The organism is Patescibacteria group bacterium, from assembly GCA_018896645.1.
Lineage (GTDB): Bacteria > Patescibacteriota > Patescibacteriia > UBA2591 > JABMQE01 > JAHIMF01.
In genome coordinates, this window is sequence record JAHIMF010000078.1 from 1 (window position 1) to 2,145 (window position 2,145).

At 39.3% G+C, this 2,145-nt stretch carries 3 protein-coding genes; all 3 read right to left on the reverse strand.

The features are described 5' to 3' along the window. Positions 1-336: 336 nt before the first annotated feature. Positions 337-873, reverse strand: a complete 537-nt coding sequence (locus tag KKD20_05790) for a metal-dependent hydrolase (protein ID MBU4332596.1) — start codon at positions 871-873, stop codon at positions 337-339. Positions 874-1,079: 206 nt separating this feature from the next. Further along, the gene (locus tag KKD20_05795; GenBank protein MBU4332597.1) at positions 1,080-1,424 is read right to left on the reverse strand and encodes a hypothetical protein; all 345 of its coding nucleotides are present in this window, start codon (positions 1,422-1,424) and stop codon (positions 1,080-1,082) included. A gap of 185 nt (positions 1,425-1,609) precedes the next feature. Continuing rightward, positions 1,610-2,056 (reverse strand): hypothetical protein, encoded by a 447-nt coding sequence (locus KKD20_05800; protein MBU4332598.1) that lies wholly within the window; start codon positions 2,054-2,056, stop codon positions 1,610-1,612. Positions 2,057-2,145 lie beyond the last annotated feature (89 nt).

A 2,145-nucleotide genomic window follows, 5' to 3' on the forward strand; every position in this document is an offset into this window, starting at 1 on the left:
GTTCTTGATTTGGAACAAATTCTATCGATTCTTTCATTTCATCCTCCTGTTACGAATTTTTTAATCTAAACCAACATTAGCAAACAACAAAAGAAAATCAAGACGTTAGGTTCGAGCGTCCAGTTCCTGGGTCAAAATGAGCCTTGTAAAATAAGGCTTAAAAAATGCTCCCCCACTGTCTGCCCGCCTCTGGTGGGGATGCGTTCACTTGTCCGTCCGTAGCTCACAAAGCGAAAGAGGAAAACTTTAGACTGGGTAGACATTAAGAAAGAATTAGAGTTAATTCCAAGTTTTGGACAAAAAACACCCCCATTCCAACTTGTGAAATAGGGGCTTTTAGGTTAACCAAAGAACTGAAATGGCTATTGAGACAACTAACAAGGTAGTCTCGTAAACCAACCTTGGACGAATTTTGCTTTCTTCTTTTAGCCAATCTGGATTTCCATGCTTGGCGGCAATTTGACGTTGCTCTGCTTTGTCTCGAATAATTCTCTGTGGGCTATACGAAGCGAGGGTAAAATATCTTTTATCAAATGGGTAAAGCCATCTGACACCCCAACCGCTTTCGAGAGTATCGTGAACAAAATGATAAATTGTTCCTAATACCCAAACTAGAGCCCAACTTGGTCCAAAGACCGACAGAAGAATAATGCCTCCACCCAGAGAAAAAATTATCGGATTATGGAACAGGTCACGGTGTTCGTGAGCAAACTGGTCCACTTTCCAATTATTTCTCAAAAGATAGATGAAGAAATCTACGTCCGCCACGACAGCAGAAAAACCACCAAAAACCACCAAAACTATAGAAGTACCATCAGTAAGAAAACCAACACCGACGGCTACCAGAAGACCAATGCTGATGTCTAGTATCACTCACGACACCTCCCTTCAGTCAAAAATTTTGTTCTCAAGTACTGTAAAAAGGGTAGCATAAAAATACTGTCCTGTCAAGTTTGCTCCCCCTACTGCCTGCCCTGCCGGCAGGCAGGTTGGATATTGATTCGCAAAGAATTGGAGTTAATTCCGAGTTTTGGATAGAATAAAACAAAAGCCCCATCTGGGGCTTTTTCGACAAAGAACTAAATTGGAGGTTGGAAAGGTTTGTCTTTCTTATTTCCTGCCACAAACTTCATTGGCTTAGAGCCATCAATAATCGGAGTACCAATAAATGCTCTCTTGGGAACCTTTTTCAGTCCTTCTGGAGGATTAAAGTAGATGCGTTCATCGATTACCACGCCATCACTGTTAAAAACTAATACAACGGTGTTCTTGTTATTGCTATCGTCACTTCCCATCAAAATTGTAAAAACATCATTCGTCCAGGCGATAAAATCTAACTTTGCAAACCATTTGTTCACCGACTGTTTCGTTATGACACTAGGTTCGTACCCATTATCAACATGCCATTTTTCTCCCTCTTTCAAAGTTCGAATGATGTTGGGATGCAAATTTTTCGCAGTTGGCTTAAAAGTTTCCATTCAAATACCTCCGTTTGTATTTAATTAAATCTGCAATAATAATAACAAGCGGATTGTAAAAAGCAACCTTGGGTTCGAGCATTTAACTTTGTCCAGCTTGGGATACATAAAATGACCGCTATAAATAACGATCATTTACGAACCCCCCACCTTTCCATTATTTGAAAAGCATTTCTTTCAGAAAATCCAGTTTGAGGATTAACTTCAATAATGTGTCCATCCTGTTTTTCAAGGAGATTATCCACGATGTCGTCGATTATTAGATAATCTTCTGTTAGATGTTCAGCTAGCCAATAATCTATTTCTTTCCCTCTCTGGTCATAAAAATCATACGTTCGACTAATAATTGGCGGGTTACTCCAACCGGCTTCCGAAAGTGCGGTTTCGACATAATTTCTCCACCCTTCTGTCTTGCGCCAGTTTGATGATACAACCATCTTCGCTTCACATACTTCAACGACTCGTTTTAATGGCAAAACATTCTTTGGGTCCATTACATCCGAACGCCCCATTAAATCAGTATATCCTTTTGTGTTGAGAGTAAAATCCACATCAAGAAAAACTATTTTCTTATGCATATGAATTTATTCTATCAAAAAAACCGGCCTCACAAAATGGGTAAAAAACTAAACTTTATACACCATAAATTCATCAAGAATCTCCTCAA